20 protein-coding genes are annotated in these 25,329 nt (G+C 35.0%); 8 read left to right on the plus strand and 12 right to left on the minus strand.

Annotation, left to right across the window (positions count from 1 at the left end):
• Positions 1-44: 44 nt before the first annotated feature.
• Together QZ136_RS00475 and QZ136_RS00480 are read right to left on the minus strand one after the other, a co-directional pair.
• Positions 45-890 (minus strand): hypothetical protein, encoded by an 846-nt coding sequence (locus QZ136_RS00475; protein WP_291399355.1) that lies wholly within the window; start codon positions 888-890, stop codon positions 45-47.
• A gap of 6 nt (positions 891-896) precedes the next feature.
• Entirely contained in the window at positions 897-2,324 is a 1,428-nt protein-coding gene (locus tag QZ136_RS00480) for an ATP-binding protein (protein WP_291399356.1), read from the minus strand.
• A 259-nt stretch (positions 2,325-2,583) separates the two neighbouring features.
• Between QZ136_RS00480 and QZ136_RS13435 the strand changes: the two genes are divergently transcribed.
• From QZ136_RS13435 to QZ136_RS00490, 3 genes are all read left to right on the plus strand, one after another.
• Positions 2,584-2,697: a hypothetical protein gene (locus tag QZ136_RS13435; RefSeq protein ID WP_363244560.1), complete on the plus strand. Its 114-nt coding sequence runs from the start codon at positions 2,584-2,586 to the stop codon at positions 2,695-2,697.
• Between the two features lie 1,544 nt (positions 2,698-4,241).
• A complete protein-coding gene (locus QZ136_RS00485; protein ID WP_291399357.1) occupies positions 4,242-4,880 on the plus strand; it encodes a hypothetical protein in 639 nt (212 codons plus the stop codon).
• On the plus strand, positions 4,877-5,731 hold the full coding sequence (locus tag QZ136_RS00490) for a nucleotidyl transferase AbiEii/AbiGii toxin family protein (RefSeq protein ID WP_291399358.1): 855 nt from the start codon (positions 4,877-4,879) through the stop codon (positions 5,729-5,731). Before QZ136_RS00485 ends, QZ136_RS00490 begins: the two co-directional genes overlap by 4 nt.
• A gap of 123 nt (positions 5,732-5,854) precedes the next feature.
• On the opposite strand, the gene QZ136_RS00495 is transcribed toward QZ136_RS00490, so the two are convergent.
• The 4 genes from QZ136_RS00495 to QZ136_RS00510 form a co-directional block, all read right to left on the minus strand.
• Positions 5,855-6,799 carry a HipA domain-containing protein gene (locus tag QZ136_RS00495; RefSeq protein ID WP_291399359.1) on the minus strand — a complete coding sequence of 315 codons (945 nt, stop codon included), beginning with the start codon at positions 6,797-6,799 and terminating at the stop codon, positions 5,855-5,857.
• Positions 6,792-7,124, minus strand: coding sequence for a HipA N-terminal domain-containing protein (locus tag QZ136_RS00500; protein WP_291399360.1), 333 nt, complete (start codon positions 7,122-7,124; stop codon positions 6,792-6,794). The genes QZ136_RS00495 and QZ136_RS00500 overlap by 8 nt, the downstream gene beginning before the upstream one ends.
• A complete protein-coding gene (locus tag QZ136_RS00505; protein ID WP_291399361.1) occupies positions 7,111-7,347 on the minus strand; it encodes a helix-turn-helix transcriptional regulator in 237 nt (78 codons plus the stop codon). Before QZ136_RS00505 ends, QZ136_RS00500 begins: the two co-directional genes overlap by 14 nt.
• A gap of 271 nt (positions 7,348-7,618) precedes the next feature.
• A complete protein-coding gene (locus QZ136_RS00510) occupies positions 7,619-8,677 on the minus strand; it encodes a Fic family protein (RefSeq protein ID WP_291399362.1) in 1,059 nt (352 codons plus the stop codon).
• A gap of 682 nt (positions 8,678-9,359) precedes the next feature.
• Between QZ136_RS00510 and QZ136_RS00515 the strand changes: the two genes are divergently transcribed.
• From QZ136_RS00515 to QZ136_RS00530, 4 genes are all read left to right on the plus strand, one after another.
• The gene (locus QZ136_RS00515; RefSeq protein ID WP_363244537.1) at positions 9,360-11,225 is read left to right on the plus strand and encodes a nucleoside-diphosphate sugar epimerase/dehydratase; all 1,866 of its coding nucleotides are present in this window, start codon (positions 9,360-9,362) and stop codon (positions 11,223-11,225) included.
• Positions 11,226-11,278: 53 nt separating this feature from the next.
• Complete coding sequence (locus QZ136_RS00520) at positions 11,279-12,838, plus strand: capsule assembly Wzi family protein (protein ID WP_291399364.1); 1,560 nt, start codon at positions 11,279-11,281, stop codon at positions 12,836-12,838.
• A gap of 107 nt (positions 12,839-12,945) precedes the next feature.
• A complete protein-coding gene (locus tag QZ136_RS00525; protein WP_291399365.1) occupies positions 12,946-13,560 on the plus strand; it encodes a hypothetical protein in 615 nt (204 codons plus the stop codon).
• A 4-nt stretch (positions 13,561-13,564) separates the two neighbouring features.
• Positions 13,565-15,238, plus strand: a complete 1,674-nt coding sequence (locus tag QZ136_RS00530; RefSeq protein ID WP_291399366.1) for a capsule assembly Wzi family protein — start codon at positions 13,565-13,567, stop codon at positions 15,236-15,238.
• Here the strand turns inward: QZ136_RS00530 and QZ136_RS00535 are convergent.
• On the minus strand, positions 15,198-16,466 hold the full coding sequence (locus tag QZ136_RS00535; RefSeq protein ID WP_291399367.1) for a flippase: 1,269 nt from the start codon (positions 16,464-16,466) through the stop codon (positions 15,198-15,200). The two genes, QZ136_RS00530 and QZ136_RS00535, sit on opposite strands and share 41 nt — an antisense overlap.
• Positions 16,466-17,620, minus strand: coding sequence for a glycosyltransferase family 4 protein (locus tag QZ136_RS00540; protein ID WP_291399368.1), 1,155 nt, complete (start codon positions 17,618-17,620; stop codon positions 16,466-16,468). Before QZ136_RS00540 ends, QZ136_RS00535 begins: the two co-directional genes overlap by 1 nt.
• A gap of 229 nt (positions 17,621-17,849) precedes the next feature.
• Here QZ136_RS00540 and QZ136_RS00545 point away from each other — a divergent pair, with 229 nt between their 5' ends.
• Positions 17,850-18,776 (plus strand): glycosyltransferase family 2 protein, encoded by a 927-nt coding sequence (locus QZ136_RS00545; RefSeq protein ID WP_291399369.1) that lies wholly within the window; start codon positions 17,850-17,852, stop codon positions 18,774-18,776.
• Position 18,777: 1 nt separating this feature from the next.
• Here QZ136_RS00545 and QZ136_RS00550 read toward each other — a convergent pair whose 3' ends face one another.
• The 4 genes from QZ136_RS00550 to QZ136_RS00565 all read right to left on the minus strand — a co-directional run bounded on the left by QZ136_RS00550 (position 18,778) and on the right by QZ136_RS00565 (position 25,323).
• On the minus strand, positions 18,778-19,845 hold the full coding sequence (locus tag QZ136_RS00550; protein ID WP_291399370.1) for a Wzz/FepE/Etk N-terminal domain-containing protein: 1,068 nt from the start codon (positions 19,843-19,845) through the stop codon (positions 18,778-18,780).
• Position 19,846: 1 nt separating this feature from the next.
• Positions 19,847-22,174 carry an SLBB domain-containing protein gene (locus QZ136_RS00555; protein WP_291399371.1) on the minus strand — a complete coding sequence of 776 codons (2,328 nt, stop codon included), beginning with the start codon at positions 22,172-22,174 and terminating at the stop codon, positions 19,847-19,849.
• A gap of 97 nt (positions 22,175-22,271) precedes the next feature.
• Positions 22,272-23,936, minus strand: a complete 1,665-nt coding sequence (locus QZ136_RS00560; RefSeq protein ID WP_291399372.1) for a capsule assembly Wzi family protein — start codon at positions 23,934-23,936, stop codon at positions 22,272-22,274.
• Entirely contained in the window at positions 23,926-25,323 is a 1,398-nt protein-coding gene (locus QZ136_RS00565) for an undecaprenyl-phosphate glucose phosphotransferase (RefSeq protein ID WP_291399373.1), read from the minus strand. Before QZ136_RS00565 ends, QZ136_RS00560 begins: the two co-directional genes overlap by 11 nt.
• Between the last annotated feature and the right edge of the window lie 6 nt (positions 25,324-25,329).

Below are 25,329 nucleotides of genomic sequence, written 5' to 3' on the forward strand. Positions count from 1 at the left end.
TAGCGTATTTTAAATTTTATAAAAAATACCAATTCAAAATTTGATTAATACGCGCTAGAAACTAAGGTTGCTGAATTAAATATTTCACCATCATATTTTAATTTAGTTCTTATAAAATCAAATATTTCAATGAACATTACAACAGAGGCGTAAAGTATATCAGTGGTAAAGAAATCAATATGCTTGTTTTTTTCAAATTTGAATTTCCCAATTGATGTATTAAAATTAAAGTCCTTAATTGGTCGGCTGTTTGTATGTAAAGTATTGCGTAAAACATTGAAGAATTGTAAAAATTCTCTATATTTTTTTAATCCTTTAGCTTCTGATTTTTCAATTTCCAAAGAATTTAATACGTAATTATATTTATTGTTAATTCCAATATAGTCAGATTGCAATTTTGCTTTTATGTGTTTCAGATCTTCTTCACTAATTTTCCCTTCAATTAGACCTCTGATTCTATTAAAATGGGCATATTTATAATTATTCACATCATCTTCGGTAGCAATTTTAGAATAGATAATGTCAATAGAATCTTCAAATACAATCCATAAGTTGGATACAATACCCACTTTTTTCAGATCATGCCATGTTTTTATATATTGATCTTCACAAAGGAAACCTAAGTTTGAATAAAGTTTATTTTCTAAAGAACTAGGGAAATAAGGGCTAAGAACCCCATTTTGAAATGGAATGGAAAGCCGCTTCATAAAATAAGGCTCAATCATTCCAGTATAATAATCATTAATTATTTGCATAATTAGGCTAAAATATGTGTTTCGTACGTCGTTGGGTGAAAACCTTTTGGATTCTTTAAGTAATCTGCATTTTTCTTTTTCTTTCCAGATGTCATTAAGGTGTAATAACAAGTTATTTTGTTCTATTCCTTCCATTTTCAATTATTTAAACAATTCGTCTATTTTAACTTCATTTTGAACAAGTCCTACGTAATTCCCTGAATTTTTAAGTCCGTAACTTGTTATCATAGTAAGAAAAACGGTTTTCTTTGTTTTTGACATTTCTTTAAAGATGTCAATTTTTGCTTGAAGTTCTTTTGCGTAAGATTTTGTTATTTCATATTGATTTATTGAAAATTTTATCTCACATAAATTGATACACCTATCTTGACGATCAATTAATAAATCAATTTGTACCCCACTTTCTCCTTGTTTTGGTAGGTAACGCCACATGGATTGTTCTGTATGAACACTAGCGATTCCCAATGCCCTCTTTAGCTGGTTTATATGTTTTAGACATATATTTTCAAACGCATAGCCACTCCAACTAATCCATGATGGAGTTGTTGAATATTTTGCCCAACTGCCAGGCCCGTTTAGCTTACCATTTTCTATGAATTTATTATAAAACAGTGTGTATTCGTCTACTAATTTATAAACACTATCTTTTTTGTTTTTACCAAATGGGGTGTACGTTTTTACGAATCCAGATTCATAAAGCTCGTCTAGTATTTCTGTTATACCTCCTCCAGATTTTAATTTACATATTTCAATAATTTCATTTCTCGATAGGCCTTTCGCTTTTTTTGCCAATGCTTTAATAATATTCATATGTATTATTGCATTATCAAACAATGAATTAAATAAATTTTTAAACTCATCATTTAAAAATCCATCCTTTGTAAAGCAAATTCTATCTATAGCAGCCATAGCACTTTCTCCTTTTTCTATCATTTTAAGATATTGGGGTACACCGCCCATTATCATATATAGCTGGATTATCTGGTATCTATCTAGCATAATTTTCCTATTTTTTAAAAAGGTTTCCGCTTCAAAAAGTGTAAATGGCATAAGTCGCATCTTTCTTGTAACTCTATTGTGGAGCCCGCCCCTATTATTAATTATGTTTTTTATCATCCAAGCGGCAGCTGAACCACAAATGACAACAACTAAGTTTTTTTCTTTTGATGCCCACATATTCCAAAAGTTTTCAAATGCTTGCATAAATCCCGATCGAGATGTGTGCAGCCAAGGAAACTCATCTATAAATAGTACTTTCTTTTCTTTTTTGATTTGAGGTTTTATATATTCTATCAGAATTGCGAATGCATGAATCCAACTTGTAGGTGTTGCAATTGGGTATCCGGTTGCTTTTGAAAGTGCATTCCCAAACAATTCTAACTGTTGGTTAAGTGTAGCGTTGTGAAGCCCTGAAAATTCAAATATTAGTTGCTTAGCAAATGCATTTCTGATTAAATAGGTTTTGCCAATTCTACGTCGTCCATATATCGCAAGTAGTTCTGCTTCTTGTGATTCTAGAATATTTTTCAACTGTTTTTGTTCGGTTTCTCTTCCTATTATCCTTTCCATTTCATTTTTTTATTTGGGTTGTCTAGGGAATTTTATTAAATCTACAAAAAAAAATATGTGTTTTGGCGAGATATCAATTCTTTTTATTTTGCCAAATCTATAAAAAAATATGTGTTTTGGCGAGATATAATTTTTTTATATTCTATCAAATTCGATAATCATTATTAATGCTGATATAATGTTTGTTGGTATTAAGGTATAATCAGGATGATTTAATGGTATTGCGCGTAGCAGTGGGAGTTGATATTTAAAGCCAGGGATAACGGGCTGGGCGCAGGTAAATGGCCGGGATGAGATATCTATTGAGGAGAAGGTGAGGTTGGAAGAGGAGTATTTGAGGAAGAGGTTTTGTGGTTTGATTTTAGGATTGTAGTGATAACGTTTATTAGAGTGGTGAAGGTTGATGGGGTAAAACATTAATTTTTTTATTTTTTTATAAGGGAGACCAAAGCAGAGATGTTCTGGTTTTTTTGTTTTTTAACAGCACGATAGAGGTGTTATTGACATTTCCGCTCATAGCCGCGGGGGCCTAGTTCTTTTCCAATAGCTGAAAAGAACCAAAACGCCACCGCTGCGTCTGATGCTATGAAAGGCAGTGGTTAGGCAGGGTAAATCATTGCCGCACCAGCCAAGGCGGAAGAGAGGTAAGGAAAGGACAGTACTGGCAATCCTGCTAAATAATTACGTTAGTTTTTAATAGTATTATTTTTATAAACTAAAGTCAAGCGCACTAGGATTTTAGGCGTTGTGCATGTCCCCCTCTAGAGGGGGTAGGGGGAGGAAGTTCAGAAAATCTTTTTTTTCTTAACAGCACGATTGTGGTGTTTTTGACATTTCCGCTCATAGCCGCGGGGGCCTTTCCTTTTTCTGTAGAAAAAATGGACCAAGCCGAGGCCCTTCGCCGAGACCATGAGAGCCTTAAAAAAACAATAAACAGATTCGAATAACAGCCACCGCTGCGTCTGATGCTTCCGGATCATTCCGGAAGGACACAGTAATGATTATGGTGTCATCCCGGAATATATCCGGGACGCACCAGCCAAGGCGGAAGAGAGGTGGGGAAAGGACTTGCTGGCAATCCTGCTAAATAATGGGGTTAGATTTTAATAGCATTATTTTTATAAAATAAATACAAACGTGTAGGAATTTAGGCGTTATGCTTTTTCCCCCAGCAGCAGTAAAACAAAAGGCGAAAGAGGGCCTTGCGCGTTTGGGAGGGGCATTGTTTTACCCTTCAGTAAAACGCAGCCCGTGCGCTTTTGGCTTTTGTGTGTGGTGGGTATGAGCCAGCTGCCTTGGTGGAAAAAATGGGCTTTTGTTTCTTTTGGCCTTCAAAAGAAAGAGTATTCAATTTAGTTGTTAACAGCACACTTGTTGTGTTATTGATATTTCCGCTCATAGCCGCGGGGGCCTTTCCTTTTCCAATAGCTGAAAAGGACCAAGCCGAGGCCCTTCACCGAGACCATGAGAGCCTTAAAAAAACAATAAACAGATTCGAATAAATGCCACCGCTGCGTCTGATGCTATGAAAGGCAGTGGTTAGGCAGGGTAAATCATTGCTGCACCAGCCAAGGCGGAAGAGAGGTAGGGAAAGGTTAGTGCTAGTATTCCTGCTAAATAATGGCATTAGGAGGTTATAGTTTTTTAATCCTAACGTCAATTCACTACAGCGTCATTTCGAAAATGCCAGTCTAAACGTGTTATTTAAGATGAGCGTGTGGCATGGAGACCCTGAATCGAGTTCAGGTAGACAAGCTATAAATTAGAGTCAAATGCGGGAGGTGTATCGTCCTAAAAAATACTATTCTTGATTTTACCAAATCATATTTCCGAATTAACTAATTTTATTTTACAAAAAGTGTTAAAAATTATTATACAATTCGGAAAATTTCCGAATTGTATTCTTATATTTGACAAATGAATAACTTAATGAATTTGTCAAAGTTTAGCGATCAGCCTATTAGCACTCAAATACTTCTTGGATTGCTAAAGGGGTATAGTCGGCCCTATGACAAGATTATGGAAATGGTCAATCAGGGAATTATTTATCAACTGAGAAGAGGACTCTATATAACGACTAATTTGGTTAGTACAAACGCTCCCGAGCCTTTTCTGATAGCAAATCATTTATATGGACCAAGTTATGTATCAATTGATTCAGCCCTGTTTTATTGGGGATTAATCCCTGAGCGAGTTTTTGAGATTTCAAGCGTGACACCTAAAACATCGAAAAGATTTATAACTCAAAATGTAGTCTATAGCTTCACTCATTTGCCCTTAGCCTATTATCCTTTGGGTATTCAATCATTACCTTTAACAGAAACTCAGACTGTTTTGATTGCAAGTCCAGAAAAAGCGCTCTGTGATAAAGTGATTACAACGTCTGGAATCAATCTTCGAAGTAGGCAACAAGCTTTGGATTTTTTAGTTGAAGATTTGCGTATTGAAAAAGATCAACTTCGTGAGCTGAACATACGTGAGATGCTAAAGTGGTTGCCAGTTTGTCCAAAGAGAAGTAGTATTAAAATATTAATTGAAGCCATTGCAGGATTATGATAAAGGACTGGATTGAATCATATAAGCCAAAAAATATTCAAGAAACGGAACAAGCCTTGCGAGAAATAATGCAAGAGATTACGCTTGCAGGTTTATATAGGGCTAATTTTTATAAACATGCTGCATTTTATGGAGGTACCGCTCTTAGAATTTTTCATGGCTTGAATCGTTTTTCAGAAGATTTAGATTTTTCATTATTGGAAAAGAATGCTGAATTTGAATTGGAGCCATTTTTTAGTTCTGTGGTAAATGAATTTAATGCTTTAGGGATGCACATATCATTAAAGCAGAAAACGAAATTCAATACATCTAATATAGATTCTGCTTTTTTAAAGTCAGAAACACTCTGGAGCGAGTTAATATTTGAAAGCACTATCCCTCAAATTAAACTTCCATTAAAGCCAAGTATTAAGATTAAAATTGAGGTAGATACAGATCCACCACTTAATTTTGAAACAGAAAATTTATTACTTACAAAACCATTTTCATTTTATGTAAATTGTTTCACCTTGCCAAATTTGTTCGCTGGTAAAATGCATGCGCTACTTTTTCGTAAGTGGAAGAATAGGGTGAAGGGAAGAGACTGGTATGATATGGAATGGTATATCAGAAATGGTGTAGAGCTGAATTTAGAGCATTTTTGCCAGAGAGCAAGTGAAAGTGGTGATTGGTCAGAAAAATCGATCACAAAAAACCAATTATTGGATTTGTTACATTCAAAAATCAATGCTACTAAAATTGAAAACGTGAAAGAAGACATAATCAGGTTTATTCAATATCCGAATGAGTTAGAGATTTGGTCTCAAGACTATTTTACTAAAATTATAAAGAATCTTAAAGTTCAAGAATAGTTTTTTGTTTTTTTACTCCTAAAGTCAATCCACCACCGCGTCATCTCGAACATGCCAGTCAAGATGTGTTATTTGAGATAAGCGTGTGGCATGGAGACCCTGAATCAAGTTCAGGGTGATATGTTATTGAAGTGATTTAAACCGATTCCCCATAATTTCCCAATATTTATCACGACTTTCTTCTGATAAAAACGATACGTCAATTAAATATTTTGCCATTGATTTTTTCTGTTCAAACCGGCTAAAAATATTCTGTATCTGTTTGTTATTCAGCCCCAGGTTGCTACCAAATCTTTCAAAATGTTGACGATTTAATTTTCTTTTCTTTCCTTCTAAGCTAAGTGCCAATTCCTCGTTATCAGATGGATTTGCCAAATTCACATTAAGCAAGTCGTATGCAGGAGATAGCACCCAATTCCCATCCTTTTGGATCATGGAAAAGTTCTTCAAGTGCATATCATTATTGCCAGTTAAAAAGCAAAAAATAACCAGCTCGAAATATTTTAATTGATCCATAAGTGTTTCTGCTGAATATTGTCGCAATGCTTTGCCTATTCGTTCCATTGTACTCTTGTATTTGTCTACTGCTTCAGTAATTTGAAACATATCGAGCATATGGATTTTTTGACCTTCCATGGTTCTGTCAATTCTTTTGGTGATGTATGCTAATTCACCAGAATTAAGCTTTATCAAACTTGATGGAACAATTTGGATACCAAATAGCTCCGCAATTTTCATCGTTAGATGTTCATTTTCTGGCATTTCAGGGTAGTTGCTTGAAGGGGGTTTGAAAATATAATTTCCACCCAATGCTCCCACCACGGTAAGTCTTGTGACATTTTTTTGGTTTAATGTCTCATTAATTAGCGAAAGTGAAAGTTTGGGCTGTACTCCTGGTACGGCGATATGATGAGAAACCACCTCTTTAGCCAACTCATTCATTTCGTTTAAAGAATAGTTTAACATTGGAAGTGTCTTGCTGCCAAAAAAAGCCAGACTACATTTTGGGTGGTAATTAAATTGCTCTTCTGCCAATTCACCATAGCAGTATAAACATTTCTTATTCATTTGCTTGATTTAAAGGTTTTACGCTTACGGCTCCGATGCAATTTTGGCAGCATGCTAATAATAAACCCATTCGATCGTTTGGGTTGATTTTATAATGAGTTTTCGCAACATCCAAAAGCCATCCCTCGGGTATAAGTCCTTCAAAAAAAGGAAACAAGTATTTTTCATAATAGGGATACTTGCTTACTGGCATAGTGAATGTTAAAAATTGATTAGGATGATTATTTATATAGTGTTCATCATATTGAAAAATGAAATGACCTTCATTTGTTTCTGTTAAAATACCAGCCAGTACGTCTTGATAGAATATTTCAGCTGTTCTCATTATCTAAGCTTTTATTTATTTCAATTTCTTTGTAGGCTATAGGTGCCAGAGTATATCCAAACATGGAAAGCACATGGTTTACCTTTTCTAAATTGAGGTTCCCCTTGCCTTGTTCAATTTTTCGGATTACTGTGAGCGCAACACCAGCTTTTTCCGCAAATTCTAATTGCGTAAGTCCAGCTTGTTTTCTTTTTTCTTTGAGAAAGGTACTTAGCAGTTTCATTATATGCTTTTGCAGTTATTTTATCAAAAATAGTCATAATATATCTAATTACATATAATATATTAGATTATGCATATATTATATTTTAAAGCATATAATATTTATTAGTAATGAGAAATTATATTGAATATGTTTTAACCTAACGACAAAAACCACCTTGTCATTATAAACATGCCAATCTAAATGTGTTATTTAAGATAAGCGTGTGGCATGGAGACCCTGAATCGAGTTCAGGGTGACAGGCTATAAAAAAATTCAAATAAATTTAATGCTAGAAATAAGTATTGACTGCAAATTCAAACTGTTCCATAAAAAGAGTTTTAAATGCCGAAATGTTGTTTTGTTCATAAAACAAGAGCATAGCTTTTTTATACTCGATAGAATCAACAGTCCTAAATGAAATTGGGCAATGTTTATGGTGGATTAAACAGGCATTACTGACAATCCTAGCCGTCCTTTTATTGCCATCATCAAATGCTTGTAAATAGGATAAAAGTACCAAAAGTAGCAAGGCCTTTTCAAAAACATTTTGTTTTACATTAACCAAGTCACACATCAGGTTCAAGGCCTCCCTTAATTGATGTTCATTGTCTAATGGTTTATAGTTGGTGCCCGAAATACCAACCCGGTGATTCCGAATATTTCTCTTGATCCCAAGCTCTTTTACAAGTATGCTATGGATGTCTTCAATGCGATTAACTTTTATTGGGTTTAGATAATCTGGATGCATGATTATAAAATCAATGGCTTCTTTATGATTGAGTAACATAACGGCTTCTTCCTTTGTTTTTCCATCTGCTGTCAGCTTTTCTTTTAACAATCTTTCTGTTTCTAGTAGAGAGTAGGTATTGCCTTCAATTTGTGAGGATTTCCAGCTTAAATCAATTGCTAATCTTTCTAATTCATTTTCATATTGGGAAGAACTTAATAAGTTAATGTTGTTTTGAAATTGCTTTTGAAGCAATTGAAGTTTTTCCAATTCACTCTGGCTGAATAATTCAACCTTCGGCAATATCTCACTAATGAGCTTGAAATTAAATGAGGATTGTATTTTGCGGTCATCTATATCTTGGGTGAAATACTCCTCAATGTCAATCTTGCGTATAATTGAGTAAGAAGTACTTAACAGATATTTTGTTCCCTTTCCTTTACCTTCTTTAGAAATATAATTTTGTTCAATGAGGTTATTTAGGCTCCTTTTTATGGTAGCATATCCTTTAGTGCTTGATATTCCATCATATATATCTTTAGAGGAACTTAAAGGATTGTTTTCGAGAAATTCTAAGATTATGGTATCCAAATTTTTCATTTGTGGCTCATTTTTATTCATTATATAGCTCAAAAGATCTTTTTTATGAGCTCTAATATAATAAAAAATGGGCTCTATTTATATTAGAGCTCAAAATAATATTATTTATAGCTCATCTTGTGATTTTTTTTAGCTTTATATGGCTTATGATTGAGCTTTATTTATAATTTTTCAGAGCTTATTTTTTTACGCCTAGTATCAAATCACCACTGTGTGATCTCGAACATGCCAGTCAAGATGTGTTATTTAAGATTAACGTGTGGCATGGAGAACCTGAATCAAGTTCAGGGTGACAGGCTATTAAAAAAGGTCATTATTTATTCATTAATATTTTTTTACCCGAATGAGATTTCTCCACTCATCACGTTCTTATTTAGATCCACTTTCCTAGCTGAGTGTTCGAAATGAGGACGGGTTTCACATTATTTGCTAACATCGCGACAAGCCTGGCATGTTAAAAACGAACGAGCTGGCTGGTACTAGTTGTTACATTATTTTTTATCCCAAATATTTCTTAGATTTAATGTTTTAACATTCAAATTTTAATTGCTTTTTGTTAATTAAATAATTTGTTAATTATCCTATATTTGTCATTTAGAAACCATAAATAGCCTTGTTTAGTCAAATAAATATAGTACCTCGTTGGATCATCTTTTGTCTGGATCTGCTTGTCTGTATTTTTTCTTTAGGTTTTGCCTATTTCTTGAGATATAATTTCAATATCACGGAAATTGATAGCGCTGAATTCAGTCGTAATATTCTATTATTTACGCTACTCAATAGCATTGTTTTCTTGGCTGTTAAGACCTATAGCGGCATTATTCGCTATACCAGTGCGCAGGATTCTTTCCGCATTCTATTTTCCATTATCATCAGCAATGGATTCTTTTTCATTGCCAATCTGCTGCTAGTTAGTTTTGGTCAGTTGCCTTATGTTTCGAATGTTGTCCTGATTATCAATGGTTTAACTAGCTTTCTTTTCCTACTCACCTATCGCGTGATGGTCAAATATTTCTTCATGTACATGAAGAATTTCCGCATGGATAAACGTCGGGTTGTTATTTATGGTGCTGGCGAAATGGGCATTGCTGCAAAGCGTACCCTCGATCATGATACCAAAGTAAATATGGCTCTTATTGCTTTTATTGATGATGATCCACGTAAGTCGGGGAAGTCTATTGATGGTATTAAAATATACCATACTAATGAATTTAGAAGCTTGTTTGCAGAGGAAAATATTGAGGATTTAATTATTGCTAGCCATAATATTCCGCCACAGAATAAAAACAGAATTGTTGATATCTGTCTGGAAAAAGATGTTAAAGTTTTAACCTTGCCACCGGCACGTTTTTGGATTAATGGACAGCCTAATGCTAAGCAATTACAGCAAATAAAAATTGAGGATCTTCTGGAAAGGGAACCTATTGTGATTCACAATGATATTATTAGCAATCAGATAAAAGGGAAGCGTATTTTAGTAACAGGAGCTGCAGGTTCTATTGGCTCTGAAATTGTACGTCAATTAGTCAAATTCCATCCACAAATGATTGTTTTGAACGATCAATCGGAGAGCCCCTTGCATGAATTACAACTCGAGTTAGAAGAAATGAATCTCGAGAATAATTTCCATACTTATATTGGTGATGTGCGAGATAATTGTCGCATGGATTTACTATTCCAAACCTTTAAGCCACATTATGTCTATCATGCCGCAGCTTATAAGCATGTGCCTATGATGGAGCATAATCCTTCGGAAGCGATAAGAACGAATGTATTGGGAACCAAAACCATTGCTGATCTTTCTGTAAAATATGGGGTAGATAAATTTGTGATGATCTCTACCGATAAAGCAGTAAATCCAACCAATGTGATGGGTGCTTCTAAGCGTATTGCTGAGATTTATGTGCAGTCGCTTTTCAACTCTTTTAGGGAAAAAGGAAGCACCATTTACTCCAATGGATTAAGTCATTTGAACGATAAAGAAGGCGAAGTAAAAACTAAATTCATTACCACCCGCTTCGGGAATGTATTGGGATCTAATGGTTCGGTAATTCCGCGTTTTAAGGCGCAGATTGAGCGTGGCGGACCGATAACCGTAACTCACCCAGATATTACACGTTATTTTATGACCATTCCGGAAGCTTGTCGCTTAGTGCTTGAGGCTGGTTCAATGGGCGAGGGTGGCGAAATTTTTATTTTTGATATGGGCGAGTCGGTGAAGATTGTTGAATTAGCCAAGAAAATGATTCGTTTAAGCGGTTTGGTGCCAAATCAAGATATTACCATTGAATATTCGGGCTTAAGACCAGGAGAAAAACTGTACGAAGAGCTATTAAATGATCTTGAAAATACGAAGCCTACACATCATGAAAAAATCATGGTGGCACAAGTGAGGGAATATGATTTTCAAACAGTGAGTGCTTCCATCGCTAGTTTAATAAAGGTGAGTACGCAGTATAAAGATCGCCGGGTGGTTATGATGATGAAGGAGCTTGTCCCAGAGTTTAAGAGTAATAATTCCATTTATGAGGAGTTGGATGGGGTAATTATTCCCGTATTGGAAGAATAAGTTTTTTCCTATTGCTATTCATTTATATCAAACAACAATAACATTAAATTTATATGTCGAGAATCAAATTTGTTGTTTTTTTAAGCCTATTTGTTACTTTTTCTGCCTTCTCTCAAAGCATCCCATTAGGCACTCCAGCCGTGGATGATTATTTGCGAAGAGCCCAATTAAGTGGAGAACTGAACCCTAATCTTTCTTTTACGGTAAGGCCCACCATGCCTTTTTCTGTAGATACTATTTCGGCTGAAAATTTCAATAATTTATTTTTACCCATGAGCCTTAGCTCTGAAAGATCAAAGAATAGAAATGGATTACATATACTCCCTGTTTCTTTGCTTCAGCGTTATAACAGTCATCCGTCTTATCATATGAATGATGGAGCTATGATTCCCGGTAAAGGTTATCAATCGCTTATTTCTGCTGGTGTTTTTGCAAAATTAGGTCCGATAAGCCTGCAATTAAGACCGGAATATATTTATGCGGCTAATGCCGATTTTAATGAGTTTAAGTCGCATAATGGGTCATCAGACCTACCCGTTCGTTTTGGAGAGGATCCCTATTCCAAATTATTATGGGGACAAAGTAGTTTTCGTATAAGTTTTGATCCTGTTTCTCTTGGGATATCGAATGAGAATTTGTGGTGGGGTCCAGGGATTAAAAACTCCTTATTGATGAGTAATAGTTCCACAGGATTTAAGCATTTAACCTTGAATACTACTCGCCCAATAAGAACGCCAATTGGTTCTTTTGAGACTCAAATAGTAGCAGGAAAATTGGAGGAGTCTGGTTTTTCAAATGTGAGGAGCGAAGATTGGAGATATTTATCAGGTATGGTTTTGAGCTATCAGCCACGCTGGCTGCCTGGAATATTTGTAGGTTTTTCCCGTGGTTTTCAAATTTATAGCAAAGAGAACGATGGTAGTTTTGGCGATTATTTTCCAGTTTTTCAGGCTTTTCAAAAAAAGAATACAAATGAGGATGCAAAGGCAAGAGACCAAGTTACCTCATTATTTGCACGTTGGTTATTTAAAGAATCAAAAGCTGAACTCTATTTCGAATATGGCTTAAACGATCATGCTTATGATTTACGTGATTTCCTTAATGCTCCAGAGCATGCTAGAGTATATACCTTAGGAATGAATAAGCTCGTTTCTTATCAAGGCAAAAAGGATGAGTTTATACAAATAGCTTTCGAGCTTTCACATCTGGAGCAATCTATTGATCGTATTGTTAGAGATGCGGGTGAATGGTACACCCATAGTCAGGTATATCATGGATATACCAATCGTGGTGAGGTTTTGGGAGCAGGTATTGGTCCGGGGGGTAATTTCCAATCCCTACAAGTAAGCTGGGTTAAATCATTAAAGCAAATAGGACTACAATTTGAGCGTTATGAGCATAATGGAGACCTTGCAAATGCCTATGGATTAGGTCAGTGGGTAGATTTTAGTGCTGCTGCACTTTCCACATGGGATTATAAAAACTTCCTTTTGAATGCTAAATTACAGGCTATACAATCGGTTAATTACCAATGGCTGTCGGGCCCTTATGGTTCGCCAAATAAGAATGCCTTTCATATCAATGCCGAGCTTGGAATAATGTATAGGTTTTAAACATTAAGAGTCTGATGGAATATACTAAAAATAAACGAGATTACCAAATATCTCTAAGAAGGGGCTTTATAGGATATTCTATACTATTATTCAGCATCTTTTTTTTGATGTCTTGCAAAGGATTACAAAAAGATACGGTTGTATATTTTAATGATTTTGAGGGAGAGTTACTTACCAATATTACAGATGGTAAGGTTGAGAAGTACAATGGGACTAAAGTATTGGGAAGATATTCTCAACATGGTTTTACTTTAAATTTAAAGGACTTGCCAGTTCATAACATGATGCAAATAACTTTTGATTTGTACATTCATGATACCTGGGATGGTAATACTGTGAAGCCCGAGGGTCCGGATATTTGGATTATGAATATTGATCGTTGGAGTGCCGTTTATGCAACATTTGCCAATGGTTTATTTACAGACTACAGGCAATCTTATCCTGTTTTGCAGCCCAATTATGATCCTAATACAGGCTTTTTATTTATAAACAATAAGCCCAATAGTAATGCGATTAAAACTGACCTACCGGGTGCATGTAAATTAAGCGATAAGAAAGGAGGGACAAGTATGTACCGAATTACTCGTACCATTGAGCATCATGAGAGTAGTTTTGAATTGGGTTGTTATGCCCAGTTAGAAGACTCAGATTTGCCTAATAAAAACTGTAATGAGAGTTGGTCTGTTGACAACCTTAAAATAATGACCATTGAACTTAAATAGCTTTATGCCACTAAATAGAGTTTGGAATTTTTTGCTTTTGATGCTATTCGCTTCTTTGGAGGTATTTAGTCAGACATTACCTGTTGGCACTCCCGTATTGGAGGATGCCTACCGTAGATCACAATTATTGGGTCAAAGCGATTCACTTAGCTCATTTACTATCCGTCCTATTTCTAATGATGGAAATCAATTTATGGAGACTAAAGCTTCAGTTGATAGTGTAAAAAAGGTTTTAGATCTTTTGTATATCAGTAATAAGTATCAATTCCATGGAGGCAAAGGTGTTATTCGTTTGCTTCCTATAACTTATCAGCGTCAGTATAATTCGCTACTTCCTTATGGTTGGAATGATGGAGCCATGATTCCATCAAAGGGAATTCAAACGCATTTAAGTACGGGTGTTTATGCTCAATATGGTCCATTGAGTATTCAACTTAAACCAGAGTATGTCAATGCTGAAAATTTGGAATATGATGGTTTTGCAGCAGAGCAATTTGATATAGTTTGGGCAAATTATTATGATAAATATTATAATGTTTCTGAGATTACTGATCGTTTTAACGATGAGGTTTATAATAAGTTGAATTGGGGTCAGTCAAGTATTCGCTTAACATTTGATCCTGTTTCTATTGGTTTATCTAATGAGAATTTGTGGTGGGGACCAGGGCATAGGAATTCCTTAATTATGACGAATAATGCACCGGGATTTAAGCATATAACATTAAATACCTCTCGTCCTGTTCAAACCAAAATTGGTTCATTTGAGGCGCAAATTATTGCAGGTCGGCTAGAAAATTCGGGTGTTTTACCTCCGGAAGTTAATCGAGTTTATGAGCAACAGGCGCTATATATTCCGAAGCGCGATGATTGGCGTTACCTTTCGGGATTGGTTTTTACTTTCAATCCGAAATGGACTCCGGGACTATTTATTGGAGCTAGCCGAGTTTCGCAGATGTATAATCAGGATTCGGGTAAGAGTCCCGCAGATTTTTTACCACTCCTTCAGCCTTTTGAAAGTAAATTGGCAGCAGAAGCCAGAGACCGCTATTCTACGCTCTTTTTTAGATGGGTATTAAAGGAGGCACATGCTGAGATTTATGGCGAGTATGGCCATCAGGGTAAAAAGTCTTTTGGAGATTTCTTGAAGGAGCCTGATAGAAATGCAGCCTATATGTGGGGCGTAAGGAAATTATTCCCTTGGAGCAGAAGACGTGCTGAATTTTTGCAAGTGTTTTTAGAGTTCACAGAATTACAACAAGCTTATGTACCTGTTAAGGGTGGATGGTACACTAGCACTAATATCCGACAAGGATATACGCATAATGGGCAGGTGCTAGGTGCTGGAATTGGTCCCGGTAGTAATTTGCAAACCCTTAATATTAGCTGGGTGAAGGGCCTAAAGCGTATTGGTGTTCAAGGAGAACGCTATCTCCACAACAACGATTTTTATTATCAGATGTTTATCAATCCGCCGGATTATAGAAAGCATTATGTAGATATGAGTGCTTCTGCATTTCTAGATTGGGACTTTAAAAACTTTATTCTTAGTGCAAAAGGGACTGTGGTACGTTCATTAAACTATCAATATGTTTTATATAATAGACCAACGGCATATTTTGTAACTGGCTGGGATCGAATTAATTATCAAGCGAGTTTTGGTTTAACCTATCGCTTTTAATTCTATTCTTTTTTATATAAATCCAATAAATACTTGCAGCAATAAGTATTAAAATTTCGCATGCGATAGTAGCAATGGCTGCTCCTAATGCGCCATAGTTAGGTATGAGGAAGAAGTTTAATGCGATATTAATTAGGATCATGATTAGGTTTAGCAGAACCAAGAATTTGACTTTTCCGATGGCTACCAGGTTATTGCTGATAGAGCCGTAGATAAAAACAATTGCCAAATACCAGACTAATACCTTAAATGTGGGGATAGATTGATCATATTTTAGCTCAAAGAAGAATTTAAAGATGATATCTGAGCCTAGGAATAGAAAGCTGCTTAGCAATATACCAATTCCGCCTAAATAGTAAAGTGCGATATACTGAATACGATTGAATTTATCTTTTTGCTGTGAATACTTAGCTAAGCTTGGGAAAATGGCAGTCATGAATGCCCCTGAGATGAACATGAAAGGATAAATAAAGCGTGTTGCCCCCGAATAATATCCTACCTCTGTGCTGCCCACCATTTTTTCTAGCATAACAATATCAATTTTATTATAAATGATATTTGCGGCCATTAAAACAGTGAATAATAGTCCCTGTTTAATAAATGAAAAGCTTGATGAAAAGTCAATTTTTATTTCAAATAAATAGGAGAATTCTTTTTTTAGCTTGGTATAAATTAAGAGAAGTGAAAGAACAATGCAGTTGATAAATCCTAAGAAAATAAAATATTGAAGTGGGGCTTTATAGTAAATCCCAAAGAGCATAAATAGTAATTTTAAGGCGCTCAGAGTAATGTCTTTATAAAAGACAAGGTCTTTTCTGTCCGATGCAATAAGAATGGCAAGCATGGGCGCAAACAGGCTGCTAGCAACCACGCTCAAGCCGAAGACAATAAGTAAATAGAAATCTGTGGTCGAATTTGTGGTATAACTGAATAATACAATTAAAAGGAGCATAATCGCACTGATTAGTATTTGTGCTGATTGTGCTTTGGAGTAGATACTTTGAATTTTATCGGGATTCTGACTACTTTCTTTAATGATGTGCTGAGTAAAGCCACCATCAGCGAAAAAGGCAAATATTGAAATAAACTCGATGATATAAATGTATTTCCCATATTCAGGGATGGGGAGGTATCGCATCAAAAATACTAAACCGATAAAGCCTAGTACTTGTACAATCATGCTTCCTGCTACATATACCGCCGAATTTTTCAGTAATTCTTTTTGCATTAGCTATTCAGTTTTTCGGCTAGTTTTTTAACAATTTTAGTCCACACGAAATTATTCATCGAAAAATCCCTAATGGCTCTAAATTTTTCTTCAGATAAATAATTTGGAGCGATACTTTTTTGTATTGCCATAGCAAAGTCTTGTGCAGTGGGTTCAGCAATTATTCCGTACTGGCCATTTTCAGTAATGTGCTTAGCACTTGATACGGGGCTAGTTATGATGTGGTTTCCAAAGTAAAGTGCTTCTGGAAAGGCGATAGGGAAGCCCTCATGTCTGGAGCTTAAACAAAATATTTTAGCTTTATTATACCAATCGAACAATTCAAGCCTATCGCTAATGTTTCCAGTGAAAATCACTTTATCTTTTAGCTGAGGAAGCTCTTGGAAAAAAGTATTTATATGTGATTTAAATTCTTCTTCAATTGGCCCTATGATATACACTTTCCAATCCTTTAAATCGATTAATTTTAATGCATCAAGAAGTAATTCGGTGTTTTTCTGATCTGTTCCAATTCTTCCTACTGTTAGGATGATATTTTCTTTCTCTTGATATGGCTTAACTAAAATTTCTTGTTGTATGGATATATCATCTATACCATTGGGAATACAGATGAGTTTATCTTTTAATTCGGGATAAACTTGAAGCAGATATTGTTTTGCATCTTCACTTTCAACGGATAGGATATCAGTGAATTTAAAAATCCAGCTTGTAAGAATCTGAAGAAAATAGTTTTTGATTTTATAATTGGAGAAGAAAAAGGAGTTATACTTTTTAAAGAAGAGGATATCCATATCTAGTTTGATATAAGATTTACCTTTAGGATTAAGCAATTTATAGATAAGAAGATAGAGGAAATTCCCTTTTTTAAAATGGAATAGATTTAATACATCGATTGTTTTTGAGTGGGATAATAGATAGCTTAAAATGCCAATCTCAAAATAAAATATTCGTCCTTTTTTGGGGATCAATGTTAATTCTAAGCCTTTTACTTCTTTATTTAGAAAGCTATAACTTTCGGTATTTTTATAGCTCACAAGATTGGAATGAAAGCCCTCTGTTTTAAACATAAAATAGGGAAGCTGACCTACATCTTTAACGAGGTGAAAGTTCTCCGCATCGGTAAATATAGTTGTAAAGGTTTTTTTTTGCTTCATCTATAAATTAGCCCCAAAAATGTGTGCATTAAAATTGAAAAAAGGGAAAGCTACCAATCAAAATTTTTCATTTTCTTTCAAAGCTACGATTTCTTGTTAATTTGTAAGAGGTGGATGTGAGGCTTTTTGTTTGGCATTATTCTATCAAATGTGCGCTGATATTTTTGATAATTAAAGGTATTTTTGTTTTTTAATAAATTTTATTCTGTTTTTACCGCTTATTGCTGAAATGATGAAGAGTGAGCCGCCATCTTTTATTTATCCACCAATTTCTGTTGCCATAGCAACTTATAATGGAGCAAAATATCTTGAGGCGCAGCTTGATTCTATACTTTCTCAAACGCTAAAACCTGCCGAAATTATTGTTTGTGATGATAATTCTACTGATGGCACTCAAGAAATTCTTGAAAAATATCAGTCGAGGGGTGATTTAAAATTTTTTGTCAATGCCGAACGATTGGGCTTTATTGGCAATTTTAAGCGTGCGGTATCGCTCACAGCTCCTGAAAATTATATCGCTTTATCCGATCAAGATGATATTTGGCTAGACACTAAAATTGAGTCGGCGGCTAAGCTTTTACTCAAAATTGATGAGGTAAATAGGCCAAGTATGGTTTATTCCGATTTGGTTCTTGTAGATGAAAACTTAAACGTCTTAAATCCATCTTTTAGGGATGAGTTGGGTCAGAGTACTTATAAGCACTGCTTAGAAACGCTTTTATTTGGTTGTTTTGTAAATGGCTGTACCATGTTGATGAATCCTAAAATGAGGGCTTATTTTCCTAGTATTCCGGAGCAGGGGACTTTAAATCATGATACTTGGATGTCATTAATTGCTTATACTTTTGGGAAGGTATCGGTTGTGCCAGAATCTTTGATTTTATATCGAAAGCACACTAATAATGCTACTGATTTAGTCAGTTTAAGTAAAATGACTCGGTTCCAAAGATTATGGCATGAGGTAAAAAGGTCCTTCAAGCAAAATGATCTTTTTGAAGATCAGATTAGTTTTGTTGCAGAATTTTATCAGGCCTTTAACAAGGAGCTTAGTCAAGAACAGGACCTTTTACTTCAAAAATTCATAAAGTTGAAGGCTAAGTCCTATTTAGAAAAGAAAATTGCCTTGAGAAGTTTTTTTCGTGGTAAATGGAAGTAATTTAAAGCTTTGATGAATTAGATTTTGTAATCAAAACATAGAGGCAAGCAATTAATCCCATAATCATCATCCCATAAACTATTGATTTTAAATATCCTGTTCTGTTCTTTAAAAGGGGGAGTTCAGGTTCATCAACTATTTGAAATGTAGGGGTTTCTTGTAGGAGCAAGGTGCGACTTACCTCCAAATTTTTTACTATCTCTGTATAAATTGATTGTAGCACAGTTTTATCTCTCTGCTTTAATTCGATGTTTACATTTTGTGTAACATAGGCAGGATTTTTATCAAGCATAATTTCATTTGCTGCTATGGCCGTATAGGTTTTACGGTTTAATAAGTTTTCGATGCTATCGGCACGTGCTTGCAAGCGATTAATATTGTTTTTTTGACGCTTGGTCTTTGTTTCAATATAAAAATTGGTTGCCTGATCAATTAATCTTAAAGTAAATAGCTGCGCAACTTTTTCATTGTGCATGGTTACTGAGGCTTCGAAGAAGCTTAGTTTTTTATCAGTTTTTCCAACGGCAAGTTCTTTTTCTTTGATTCTTAGGATGATTACTTGCAGCAAACTATCTTGTAATCTTGAATATGAATCTGGGTTGGCTGGGAAGTTAATGGCTGTACCATTATTATACTTATCGCCCCAGGTCTGACTTAATTTTGCTGTTTTAGCGTATTGATCGGCAATGGTGATATTGCTTTTCTCATCATAGGGGCTAAGCAGCGTATTTTTAATCATTTTATTACTTCGAAGTAATTGCTGAACATTGTCGCCAGCAAGCACTCCTCCTGTTCCAGAAATCCCACCAATATCGAATCCTAATTGCCCGGCAAGTCCAGAAATTAATGATCCGCTACCACCTTTGGCTTCCTCTACAACAAATGAAAGTTTTGCGGTATAGCTAATTGGTTTTAGCCAAGCATAAACTATTCCGAATACAGCTCCTAAAATAGAGATAGCTATGATTTTAAATCGAGATTGCCATAAGTAAAGAAAATCTGCCTTTCGTTTTTCAAAGATATCTCTGAATGAAAATTCAGGTTCATATGGGTATATTTCCTTACTCATTTTATTTATTTAAAATTGCGATAAGTCCGATAAGTGCCGTCACAGCCGATGTGATGCCAGATATTTCGGCAAAGCCGAGTCTGAATTTACTATTTGGATTCCTCTTTGGGACAGTAATTGTACTTCCAGGTTTAACTGCAGGATAGGTTCTGAAAAAGAGGAAGTTATTTACTGGCTTGTTCAAGCCATTTGGATATTGAACATAGGCTCCTTTCATGAAAGCATCTTCCGTTGCTCCACCAGTAGAATTAATGTAGTATTTAAACCTTCGCCCTTGATAACTGATGTATTGAGGATTGCTAACGGCACCAGAAACCTTTACAAATGAGATTACTCGAGGCACATATAGACTATCGCCAGGTAGTAAGATCATGCTTTCTCGCGCTCTTGCATCTAAATTGCTTTTACTTAAATCAAGATCTACTCTAATTCCATTTCTATAAATTTGTGTACTCTCTAAAGAACCGTAAGGGTTAATTCCGCCAGCTCTTTCTAAGAAATCTAATGCTGTTTCATCACGCTTTTGTACTGCATATTCTCCTGGGAATAAAACTTCACCAGTTACGCTAATATTACCTAGAGGTCTGAAATTTACGAGTCGCGGAACATTCACATAATCCATTGATTGAAGCTCAATATCTGCCTCAGCTTTATCAATATTTATATTGAATGTTTCTACCAGTTGATTTGCTACGCTATCAGATTTGTTTTTTATGATTCTTGATATTTCAATATTATGACCCGCCGCCTGCTCGTTTAGTCCGCCAGACATGGCAATTAAATCCGAAAGTTTCATCCCTTTACGGAAGAGCACTCTTCCTGGGTTTCTCACATTCCCATTAATAACTACGTACTGATCGCTTATGAATTCAGATATGCTTTGAATAACAACAGAATCTTCTCTAAGTAGGGGAATATCTTTTAGTCCTTTAACAATTTCAGAAGGTTTGAAAGAAATTAGTTCTTTATCTAAGTTAGGGAGTGTTCTTTTGATGTAGGCACTTTCTAAATAGGCGTCTTCTGTTAAGCCTTCGGCTTTTTTCAAGAGTGCTGAAAGGCTAAAGCCGGCACTTAGCTCATAAGTCCCTGGTCGGTTTACTGCTCCTTGTAAATTAACTCGGTTTGCGTATCTGTTTTGAATTGAGCCAATGTGTATGATATCTCCATTTTTAGGTACAAAATTGCTGAACAAATTGGCAGGAACATCTTTTACTTCTCTTTCCTTTTCATTTATTTGATCAATTTTAGCAATGCTTTTGTAGGCTATATCTGTAAAACCACCCGCATATTGAATTAAGTCATCCAATTGCTCTTCAGCTTTTAGCTCATAAATTGCTGGTCTTTTTACCTCACCTTTAATGGCTACTCTCTTTTTGTAAATAGGGAAATTGATAACATCTTGATCTTCAAGGCGTATATTTCCTTCCATTAGTCCTTTTTGTAAAAAAGTATAAAAATCGACTGTCTTATAAATTTTGTTATTTCTGATAATTTCGATATTTCTTAAAGAGCCATTTATTGCTGGTCCGCCTGAATGATAAAGAACATTAAATAGTGTTGCTAAGGAAGTAATTGTATAAGAACCTGGTGTTTTAACCTCACCTACAAGAGTAACTTTTATTGTTCTTGGGTTTCCTAAATTTATGCTCAGCTGACTTTGACCGCTATTTAATGCGGGATAGACAGTAACCATTTTCTTTTTTATAATTGATGTTGCTTGCTCAATGGTAAAACCATTTAAAAATACTATGCCAGCATAGGGAATTTGAAGTCTGCCCTCCGGACTAATTTTTGTGCGGACGCTACTTTCATTGAGTCCGGTTAGTAAGATGATTAATTCATCTCCTGGACCCAGAATATAGCCTTTTGGAGTTGCAACATTAAAGTCGGGGTCAAATTTGATGTTTGTTTGGTTAAAGAAATCGGTTCCAAAAATGCTTAAATCAGAAAACTGATCGGTATTTACAGGAGCGATAGCCTTTGGTTTTTTAACCATATTTAAGGTGTCTCTACTAAAGTCAATATTGTCTTTTTTGTTTATTTCAGAGATTTTAACGCCACCTTTATTGAGTCCAAGCACATTAATTCTTTCTTTAAAAAGATTAATTTCTATTGGATCCATACCTTTTTGCTCCAAAAGTTTGTAGGCGTCTTTTTCAGTTAATCCAAGGTCTTCTATTTTTTTCCATGCCTCTGTAATTTGAGAATCTGAGAGCTGGTTTACTTTAATAGCTTGAAGTTTATCGAGCGATATATTTTGGGCTAAACCTTGTTGAAAGGAAAAGATAAGACCAGTTAAAAGTATAATTATTAGAGCTTTGATTCTCATGCAGACTTTTATAAAATTATAGAAATATTACAAATATAAATATTTAATACAATAAGCACTCTTGCTTAAATTTAGCAATTAATAACAAACAACAGTTTTAAAAGCCGTATGATATTCCAAATCTGAATTCGTTAGGGATAGCCTTGGGTTGAAGATTTGGGCGAATAATACCTGCTTGTTTGAAATAAGTGGCTCTTAAATTAAGTTCATTTAATAATTGAAATTTCACTTCAACTAATAATTGTTTTTGAGGAACGTAATTATTGGCAAGAAATTTAGGTTGAGGCTCGGCATAATATTGATCTTCGAGGCTTCCATCTTCGCCTTTACGGATATAATCATATTGTACCCGGGTACTTAAGCGGGCGATAGGATTATACTTGAACCACAGGGTAAATCGATCTGCATTTTGGCCTATCCAGTCGCCAAGTGTATAATTCTGATTGGTATAATTTTGTGCCGGGATTAAATTTTGGTAAACAAATGGGTTGATTCTTGCATACTCTGTCCCCAAAGTGAGGTAAGGAATAATAAGATCTGTTATTGATGCGCCAAAATTAAAGCCGATTTGATTTCTGTTTTTCTGACTATTAAAAGCTTCAGAGATTCTTATTTCATCAATAAAAAGACTAGAATAAAAATGAGTGTTTTTAATATGGTTTCTTGATGAAGCTTGAAAGAAAAACTGACCATTGGAGCCTGAATTTATACGATAACGACTAGAATATTGGTCGTAAGCTTTAAAGAACATCAGCGGAATGAGGTAACCTGCATCAATTCGATCACTATAAATGATAGATTCACCGATGCTTAATGATAAGCCTTTTGTTGGGAAAAAGTTTAAGCTATGTGTGGCCATAAATTTATGGACAAATAGTTCTCGCTCAGTCCCATAAATATCGTTTCCTTTGCCGTATGTGCGGTTAGAATCAACAATTGCAGATTGCAGCCAAGCATGTGCATAATGAAACTTAAGCCATTTTAATGGTTGATAATCTAGTCGTATAAAGGGGTAAGCCGGTGCTTTATCCGACATTACTATCCTGCCACTTTCTCCATAGCCCCATAATAAATTATCATGCCCGATACTCATTGAGCCATTTTGCCAAGCATAGGTTATATTTCCTCTGAACTTGGTATAGTTAAGAATTTTAGGGTTTTTATCGACATTTTCAGTCTTAACTATTCCACCTTCATTATTAAATTGTTTGATGGTGTCGATACCAGTTCCAGTTTCGGTATTATCAGTAAAATAGGTTTGGAATGAGAAGTTTTTCCCAGCATGTCCCCAAAATTTGAGTCCGTTGCTTTGCTTGATAATGCTCTTTTCTAGTCCCTGTGTAGTTTCTAAGCCGATAACTGCATCAGCCCTCAGCAAAAAATCATTTTTTTTAATGGATAGCATTCCCAATCTATTATTGGCATCTTTTTTAAAAAAGTTTGTCTGCTCTTTCATTTCAGGCTTAAATTCTGAAAATTCTTGCTCATAAAAAGCGAGTTCCTTTTTTTCGGTGTTAGTGAATTTATGGGAAGAGTCTCTAAGAATGGAGAGGCTTTGAGAAATATTCTTTCTGCTTAGAGGGAGAATAAAATCTGAAAGCTCAATATATCCTTTTTGTGATTGACGGGTTAGGAAATCATGTATGGGATGTTTGGGGTTTTCCCAAACAACTTGAGCATTTAGTTCATTAGTATTGGTTACTATCAGAGAAACTAATAGAAAAAAGATAAAAAATAATTGCTTTTTAATGTTAATAAGCATTTTGATCCCCTTTTATTGTCAGAATGATAGTTTGCAATATAATTTGACAGTCGAGCCAAAATGTCCAGCTGTGGATATAATAAAGATCATAATTAACTCTCTTTTGCATGGAGCCTGGAGCTGAAGTTTCCCCTCTACATCCATTAACTTGTGCCCAGCCAGTAATTCCTGGTTTTACCAAGTGTCGGAGCATATATTTATCTACATGTTGAATGGACGATATATTTAGTGGGGTTACATGTGGTCTGGGACCAACAACAGACATATCGCCTTTAAGAACATTCCAAAATTGTGGGAGCTCATCGATGTTTAATTCTCTAAAAATTTTCCCTAGAGGGGTGATGCGGCTATCGTTTTTGGTAGCTTGTAAAAAGTCGCCATTTTCATCTGTCTCCGGACTCCCATGGTGCATTGTTCTAAATTTGTAGCAATTAATTTTCCGATTATTTAGTCCCCATCTTTCTTGTTTAAAAAACACGGGGCCTTTAGAACTTAGTTTAATTAATAATGCAAAAAAGGGCATGATCCAGATACCGATGAATATGAAAAATGCAATAGAAAATGCGATATCAAAGCTTCTTTTCAGCAATTTATTTCCCCATCTATCTTGAGGTAGGGAACGAAAATTGATTACTGGCAATAGCCCTATGGTATTAATGCTGATGTTACTTGATGCATAGAGGTAGAGATCTGGAATAATTCTTACTCTTTTAGCATGATAATCGCAAGTTTCTATGCAGGCACTAATTTGTTCGTGTTGTGAATTCGGTAAAGCAATAATTACCTCATCTACCGTTGTTTCGCTTAGTATGGTATTTAAATCACTTATTTTTCCGAGGTATTTGGATCCATTGAGTTTTGTATTTTCATCATCAATAAATCCAATACATTTATAGCCATAATAAGTGTGAAGGTTTATGGTATCATAAAAATCTTTTGCTGAGGGTGTAGAACCGACCAATATGATTTTTTCCTGCAAACGTCCGCTATAAAATACACTATGCAGATATTTTCTAAAAATATACCTAAATAGAATTGTGAGTATAAAGAGAGTTGGGAAGTAAGTGAACAGAAAGTTATTGCTTAATGTGAGTGTATTTCTAAAGAAAAAAAGGAAAGAAGTTAGAACAATAGCAAAGAGAATTAAAGTTACTAAAATATAGATTATTTCTTCTGCAAACCTATTGGATCTGAGGTCTTTAGATAAGCCTGATACCGTTGCTGCGCCGTACCAAGAAATCATTGAAATTAGTATAAAAACGAAAGAATCTTGACTGCTAGTTAGGACTCCATTGCTAAAATAATCCGCTATCAAAAAAGACAGAATGAGTAGAGGAATATCAATTAAATGTTTAAATCCGTTATAAAGAAAATAAGGTCTCGTCATGGAGAA

Origin of the sequence: Daejeonella sp. (assembly GCF_017495225.1) — a bacterium.
Taxonomy (GTDB): Bacteria; Bacteroidota; Bacteroidia; order Sphingobacteriales; family Sphingobacteriaceae; genus Daejeonella.

What these genes read in the sequence shown, in the direction of transcription:
- QZ136_RS00565 (WP_291399373.1), bottom strand. Translation starts at nt 25,323, where the DNA reads ATGACGAGACCTTATTTTCTTTATAACGGATTTAAACATTTAATTGAT.
- QZ136_RS00505 (WP_291399361.1), bottom strand. Translation starts at nt 7,347, where the DNA reads ATGAAACTGCTAAGTACCTTTCTCAAAGAAAAAAGAAAACAAGCTGGA.
- QZ136_RS00550 (WP_291399370.1), bottom strand. Translation starts at nt 19,845, where the DNA reads ATGAGTAAGGAAATATACCCATATGAACCTGAATTTTCATTCAGAGAT.
- QZ136_RS00525 (WP_291399365.1), top strand. Translation starts at nt 12,946, where the DNA reads ATGTCTTGCAAAGGATTACAAAAAGATACGGTTGTATATTTTAATGAT.
- QZ136_RS00560 (WP_291399372.1), bottom strand. Translation starts at nt 23,936, where the DNA reads ATGCTTATTAACATTAAAAAGCAATTATTTTTTATCTTTTTTCTATTA.
- QZ136_RS00530 (WP_291399366.1), top strand. Translation starts at nt 13,565, where the DNA reads ATGCCACTAAATAGAGTTTGGAATTTTTTGCTTTTGATGCTATTCGCT.
- QZ136_RS00545 (WP_291399369.1), top strand. Translation starts at nt 17,850, where the DNA reads ATGATGAAGAGTGAGCCGCCATCTTTTATTTATCCACCAATTTCTGTT.
- QZ136_RS00555 (WP_291399371.1), bottom strand. Translation starts at nt 22,174, where the DNA reads ATGAGAATCAAAGCTCTAATAATTATACTTTTAACTGGTCTTATCTTT.
- QZ136_RS00475 (WP_291399355.1), bottom strand. Translation starts at nt 890, where the DNA reads ATGGAAGGAATAGAACAAAATAACTTGTTATTACACCTTAATGACATC.
- QZ136_RS00495 (WP_291399359.1), bottom strand. Translation starts at nt 6,799, where the DNA reads ATGAATAAGAAATGTTTATACTGCTATGGTGAATTGGCAGAAGAGCAA.
- QZ136_RS00520 (WP_291399364.1), top strand. Translation starts at nt 11,279, where the DNA reads ATGTCGAGAATCAAATTTGTTGTTTTTTTAAGCCTATTTGTTACTTTT.
- QZ136_RS00535 (WP_291399367.1), bottom strand. Translation starts at nt 16,466, where the DNA reads ATGCAAAAAGAATTACTGAAAAATTCGGCGGTATATGTAGCAGGAAGC.
- QZ136_RS00500 (WP_291399360.1), bottom strand. Translation starts at nt 7,124, where the DNA reads ATGAGAACAGCTGAAATATTCTATCAAGACGTACTGGCTGGTATTTTA.
- QZ136_RS00480 (WP_291399356.1), bottom strand. Translation starts at nt 2,324, where the DNA reads ATGGAAAGGATAATAGGAAGAGAAACCGAACAAAAACAGTTGAAAAAT.
- QZ136_RS00485 (WP_291399357.1), top strand. Translation starts at nt 4,242, where the DNA reads ATGAATAACTTAATGAATTTGTCAAAGTTTAGCGATCAGCCTATTAGC.
- QZ136_RS00540 (WP_291399368.1), bottom strand. Translation starts at nt 17,620, where the DNA reads ATGAAGCAAAAAAAAACCTTTACAACTATATTTACCGATGCGGAGAAC.
- QZ136_RS00490 (WP_291399358.1), top strand. Translation starts at nt 4,877, where the DNA reads ATGATAAAGGACTGGATTGAATCATATAAGCCAAAAAATATTCAAGAA.
- QZ136_RS00510 (WP_291399362.1), bottom strand. Translation starts at nt 8,677, where the DNA reads ATGAATAAAAATGAGCCACAAATGAAAAATTTGGATACCATAATCTTA.